Below are 6800 nucleotides of genomic sequence, written 5' to 3' on the forward strand. Positions count from 1 at the left end.
TTTGGTACTAATTGTCAACTAAAGCACGGATGGCAAACACTACTCTGGGACGAGTCAATATCACCAGTATTGAGTGATATCTGGTGGGATTTATGTTGATTCTGAAGGTTGAAAATATGTTAAAAAAACAAGACAGGCAGTGGACAAAAAAACAGCGCCACCACCTCAAATGGGTGGCATGGGCGAATATCTTTGCGCAGGTCGCCTTTCCCGTCGCGGCAGCGTTTACTCCTGCTGTGGCAAGCGCCAAAAGTGAGTTTCAAGCCCGGGAAAACCAATCGCATGCCGGGAAAACTCGCCCTTACCGATTGAGCGCGGGCGAAAGCGTTAAAACCGTGGCAAAACGTCATGGCCTGACCGTCACGGAGCTGAAAAAACTCAACCAACAGCGGGAATTCCATAAACCGTTTGCGAAATTGGGTGCCGGCGACGAAATTGACGTACCGCAATCCTCATCTGATCGGTTGCTGGCTGACAGTCTGAAAGCCGCGGCTGACGCACCCGTTACAGGAAATAACACCGAACGTTGGCTGGCAAGCACCGCATCCCAAGCGGCAAGCATGATAAAAAGCGGCAACATGGTGGATAATGCCAAAAACCAATTGCGCGGCATGGCAGTCAATGAAGCCAATCAAGCGGTACGAAACTGGCTGCAACGTTACGGTAACGTCAAAATTCAGGCCAATATGGATGATCGCGGGCGGCTGGACGGCAGCCAGTTCGATATGCTGCTGCCGCTGTACGATACCGCAAAACACCTGACATTTACCCAATTTGGCCTGCGCCATATCGACAGCCGTACCACAGCGAACTTTGGTCTGGGCCAGCGCCATTTCTTTGATGATGGCATGATCGGTTATAACGCTTTCCTCGACCACGACATTACCCGCGACCATACCCGTTTCGGTCTTGGAGCGGAATATGCCCGTGACTTCATGAAATTCGCGGCCAACGGCTATTTCCGCGCCAGTGGCTGGAAAGACGGCAAAAAACTGACCGATTATGAAGAGCGCCCGGCCAACGGCTTTGACCTGCGGGCAGAGGGCTATGTGCCGACCTATCCCCAGCTGGGCGGTAAGTTGATATATGAGCAGTATTTCGGTGATGAAGTCGGGTTGCTGAGTGAAAAACAGCGGCAGAAAAACCCGGCCGCCTTTACCTTTGGCATCAATTATACCCCCATCCCGCTGGTAACACTGGGACTTGACCGTCGCCAGAGCGCCTCCGGTGGCGGAGATATCTTGTTTAATCTCGGCCTCAATTATGAAATTGGTACGCCGTGGTCAAAACAAGTTGATCCTGATGCAGTCGCCTTCCGTCGTACCCTGCAAGGCGGACGCTATGATTTAGTCGATCGTAATAACCAAATTGTGTTGGAATACCGCAAAAAAAATCTGATTCGATTGATGATGGAAACCCGGATCAGCGGACGCGGTGGCGCCGTAATTCCCTTGAATGTCACGGTCAGCTCGAAAAACGGCCTGAAAGAGATTATTTGGGACACTGCCAATCTGGTCGCTGGAGGCGGTAAGCTGGAAGCCGCGGGCAGCCCATCCATCCGCAATGAAAATGGTGAATTGTTTAAAAGTGCAGCGCCATCATCTGTCAGCGGCGGCACCCATTACCTGCTGACCCTGCCACCGTACCAAGATAAAGGCAACAATACCTACAATCTGTCCGGTGTGGCTTATGATATGCAGGGCAATGCCTCTGAACGAATGGATGCCCAAATTTTGGTCACTGCATCTGCGGTCAATCCGGCGGGTTCCGGATTTGAACCCGCCAACAAATCTATGGTGGCCGATGGTAAAACCCAGACCGTTATCCGCCTGAAATTGACGGACAAAGATGGCAAACCTGTCAGTGGGGCCGCAGGCAGCATTTCCCTGACGGATGATAAATCTAAACTAACCGGCGACGGCAAAGATCCGAAGTTGGGCAACGAAATTAAGGAAGTCCCGGAAGGCAGCGGAATTTATGAAGTCACGGCTATCGCCGGTACCAAACACGGCAAGTGGGTTATCAATCCTAAAGTCGATGGACATGAATTGCCATCAACCGTGATTGATTTCGGCGATTCTCTGGCCAATATGGTGGATACGGGCCAAACCAAATTCGAACCGGACAATGGTAATCTGAACAAGGAAAATGAAGAGACTGATATCGTTCTGAAACTTATCGACAAAGAAGGTAAACCGATCACCGGTGCTGTCGATAAAATCAAACTGACGGAAGACAAGAGTGACCTGTACGGTGAGTCCCCTGATCCGCATCGCACTGACCTCAAGGAAGACCCGGCTGGCAGCGGAATTTACAAAGCCAAGGTGATCGCCGGCAAGAAAAAAGGCACCCTGAAAATCACGCCTGTGGTGGATGGCAAAGAGTTGCAACCGACCCACATCACTTTTGGTCAGTCATTGGCGGATATTGTGGATACCGACAAATCGGCCTTCAAACCAGCGGCAAATGCGCTGACGGCTGACAATGAAGACAGCACCACCATGACGCTGGAGCTGAAAGACGATAAAGGTAACCCAATCCCGAATGCGAAAGACAGCATTACCTTTGAGGATAACGGCGACCAGTTGACCGGAACCGGAAAAAACAAGCCAACCATCGACAAAGACAACATCGTTGAAAACCCTCCAGGGACTTACACGGTGAAAGTCAAGGCAGGTGATAAAACCGGCAAGTGGGAAATCATCACCAAAATAGACGGCAAGCCGTTGAAGAACAAAACAGAAATCAACTTCGCCACTAACAAGGCGGATCTGATTGATCCGACAAAATCCACTTTTACAACCAAAAAAGGTGGGCCACTCAATCCGGGGGAAACCATGGAGATTGAGGTGGATTTAAAAGATGAGCATGGTAACCCTATCAGCGGTATGGAAAAAGATATCAAGCTGTTACCGGATGACCATGAATTGTATGGCAACGGCAAAATGCCAAGTCGCAATGAATTCAAAGAAACTCCATCAGGCAGTGGTAAGTATATCGCGACAGTCACCGCCGGAGAGAAAAAAGGCAAATGGACATTAACGCCGGAAGTGCTCGGTAAAAAGGTAGGAGAACCGGCAACCATTACGTTCGGAAAATCACTGGCAGAGGCATTAAATCCGGAAAGCCCTGCGGTTGACCCTGCTGACGGCAACAAAGCCCTGCCGGCTGATGGAAATACCAAGAAAATCCTGAAGATCACATTAACAGATAGTGACAACAAGCCCATCTCCGGTGCCAAAGACAGCATCAAAGTCACTGGTGATAACTCCAAACTGACAGGAGAAGGTAAAGACCCGCATATTGGGGATGTAACCGAAGTCGGCAATGGCGTGTATGAAGTGGTGATCACGGCCGGTACCAAAACCGGTAACTGGGCAGTGACCACAACTGTTGACGGCAAGAAGAATCCAAAACCGACGGAGTTGGAGTTTGATACCCTGACTGCCCCATCTATCAGTGGACTGACTGTCACCGGTAAGATGTCTCCGGGAGAAAAATTAAGTGCGAAGTATGACTTTGAATCTAATGGTGGAAATGAGGATGACCATTCGTTTTTTGCTTGGGGTGGAGAAAATACCACGGCAGATAAAGTGAAAGCACTGGCTAAGGCCGCGAATATGAAGGAAGGGGAACCACTCCGCCTTTCGGACGCTCAACAAGAGGGGTTAATGCAGTTTGGTAACGTGTCTGACAAAGGCAAAGTACCCGATTACACCATTCCACCCGATGCTGTAAACACAGTACTGGAGCTATCAGTATTGGCGGCCAATAAGGTAAATATTGGAAGCAGCACCCCCCATACCGTCATATTGCGCAAAGGAGAAAAAGGTAACCAAACCACTGGTGGGAATACTCAAGGTGGTGTGTCTGACCCCAATGCCACACCAAGCATTGACAAGATTGTTCTGGCTGGTGAGTTAGAACTCAAAAAATCGCTGACAGCGACTTATGACTTCAATGACAACGGTGGGGATGCGACAGATAAGTCCCTGTTTGCCTGGCACGACAAAGGCGAGATCCCCAACCCTAATGATTTTAAACCAGTAGAAGACACTGCTTCACATACTCTGAAGAAAGAACTGGGGGATCAAGATTCAGGGAAAACCATCGCCATTACTATTAAGCCTATTAATGGTCAGCAAAAAGAAGGCGAGGCTAAAACCGTGGATATCAGTATGACCGATACCGATATCAATAAAACAGTATCCAAAGGCGGAAAACCGGGCACTATCCTTAACCCAGAGGCGAAGCCATCCATTGATAAACTAACATTGACAGGTCGCCTGTATTTCGAAGAAACCTTGGAGGCTAATTATATTTTTAACGCTAACAACGGGTATTATACCGATAAATCCGAGTATACCTGGACACGCTTTAAAAAGGGCGATTTAAACACGGGTAACCGAGAAACTGTCGCTGATCCGGATGCAAAGGGTACCGTGAATGAAAAAGGAATTCCTAGCGGTAAAATTCCATCGTATAAACTGAGCCTAAAAGACAGCGGTTATCTGTTGGAACTGTCGATATTGCCGAAAAATGGGCATGGTATAGAAGCAGATAAGAAGATGGTAACAAATACTCACGAGAACGATACGCTTACCGGAGGAATCAATGGAGAAGTGATTGATCCTGATTTGGGCGGAGAAATCAAAGATTTAAACATTCACGGTCAGTTAGAAATGGGACAAAAATTGACAGGTTCTTATACCTTTATTAAGCATGATAAGGAGGACACTGATGAGTCGGTATTCTTGTGGGGTATAAAACAGCCTGATTCAACTGATCCCACAGCCCCACAATCACCGGAAAAGGAAATCAGAAAATATATTGATGATCCTAGCCATTATATTAATCCCGCCAATACTGGAATTGTGCCGGATGATTATACCTTGGAGCAGAAGGACAGTGGCCGAATTATCCAGCTCGCCATGATACCTCGTGGTCATCGTATGGCGATAGATAATAAAATAAGGATTGGTGCAGTCATCGCAACAGATACGTCCATACAGAAAAAGAAAAACAATGTCACAGGTGGTAATGAAGATGGCAGCATCAAAGGCGTTGCGGATAAGATCAATGTCGATCTGAAAACGGAGGATGGCATTAAAAAAACCAATGATGGTTTTAAAGCTCAGAAAGGGAAAACCATGATCGTAACCATTGAGACTCAAAATCAAGGTAAGTCCGTTGGTAAAATACCCATTGAAGTAACATTGGGTAAAGCAACTGGGCGGAATAATAAGGATCCGATAGAGCCTACCGCTCAATTGAAGATTGATGGTAAAAATTATGTTAAAGATCAAACCTACACAGGTGTTACTGATCAGGATGGCAAGCTGGTTATCGAAGTCACTGATGACACAAGTATAGGATTGCGGACACCATTAATAATTACCGCGAATGATCAGGCTAACCCTCTTCCTCCAAAGACGCAAAATGTTATCTTTACTGTGATTACCAGCCCGGATTCACCTCTGGCCAATTATTGGGGGCATATGACAGACGATATTGAAATGACTGCGGGGAACATAACGTTTAAAAGACCAGTGTTATTTAAAGAAATTGAGGCAGCCAGTGAAAATAATATTACTAGTTACCCAGTTGAGAAAGAAGAGTATGCAATTAGTGAGTGGGCTAACATAAAAATACACTGTACTAACGGAGTTGCAGATATAACAGCAATAAGAGCGCTATGGAAGCAGGAAGGGGATATCCCCAAAAAACATGGTTGGCCTAATGTTAGGTATACAAGCAGCACTCCTTCTCCTGATGAAAACTATACGGATGGATTAGCTAGAAATTATAGATTAAGTTTATCAGATGGCATAGAGGATGAGTATCCTCTCACGTATACTAATCACTTTGTCACTTGTAAAAAATGAAAAGTTTGAGGCTGTATTATATTGTTAAGTTGCACTAATACAATATTATCTGCTCAATACTATTATTTATAAAGAAGTAAAAAAATCGCCCCTTGTCACTACCAACAAGGGGCGATTTTTCATCCTCTTCGCTATATTCCACGCCAGAAATTCCCACTGTTTTATTTCCTCCTCTTCCCCTCCCAAGTTTGCACTCTATAAATAATCAGCAACACTAATAAATGACTCATTTTATTATTCTATCACCAAAGCTTGATGGAACAGGCTTCCACAATTTTCTGGAGATGAAACCATGCTAAAACGCAAGTATCTGACCCAACCGGAAATTGAAGTCCTGCTGCGAGAGTTGGGTAAACAAGCCCATGCGGAGAGGAATATCTGCATGATATTTATGGGGTTTATTCACGGATTTCGCGTATCTGAGCTATTGAACCTGAAACTGTCGGATGTGGATTTGAACAGCCGCAGCCTGCGTGTTCAGCGCCTGAAAAACGGGTTTTCCACCATTCACCCGATGGTACAGCGCGAAATTCAATTGCTTCGCCACTGGTTGGTGGAGCGGCAGAGTTATTTATCCAAAGCACCGCCGTATAAGCAAACGAGTGACAATACCGAGTGGCTGTTTCTCTCCCGGCATGGGCAACGCATGTCACGTCAACAAGTCTATAAAATCATCAAACAAACCAGCTTAAAGGCAAAATTGTCGATATGCGCGAATCCGCACATGTTGAGGCACGCCTGTGGTTATGCGCTGGCAGACAACGGCGTCGATACCCGCCTGATTCAAGATTATTTGGGTCACCGAAATATCCGTCATACGGTTCGCTATACCGCGAGTAATGCGGGTCGGTTCGAGACTGTTTGGGTACCAAATGGAAAACGCTCAAAGTTAACAGTTAGTACCCAACTGTTAAC

At 46.7% G+C, this 6800-nt stretch carries 2 protein-coding genes; both read left to right on the top strand.

Going from position 1 to position 6800, the window contains the following annotated elements:
• The first annotated feature begins 116 nt into the window (after nucleotides 1-116).
• Nucleotides 117-5885: an inverse autotransporter beta domain-containing protein gene (locus tag FE392_RS15855; protein WP_319931183.1), complete on the top strand. Its 5769-nt coding sequence runs from the start codon at nucleotides 117-119 to the stop codon at nucleotides 5883-5885.
• Nucleotides 5886-6177: 292 nt separating this feature from the next.
• Nucleotides 6178-6800, top strand: a 623-nt coding sequence (locus FE392_RS15860) for a tyrosine-type DNA invertase (RefSeq protein WP_319931184.1), incomplete at its 3' end; no start/stop codon positions are given.

It is taken from the genome of Xenorhabdus santafensis (assembly GCF_033949405.1).
GTDB lineage: Bacteria > Pseudomonadota > Gammaproteobacteria > Enterobacterales > Enterobacteriaceae > Xenorhabdus > Xenorhabdus santafensis.

Bases quoted from the DNA above. Each gene is read 5' to 3' on its own strand.
- FE392_RS15855 (WP_319931183.1), top strand. From the start codon at position 117: ATGTTAAAAAAACAAGACAGGCAGTGGACAAAAAAACAGCGCCACCAC.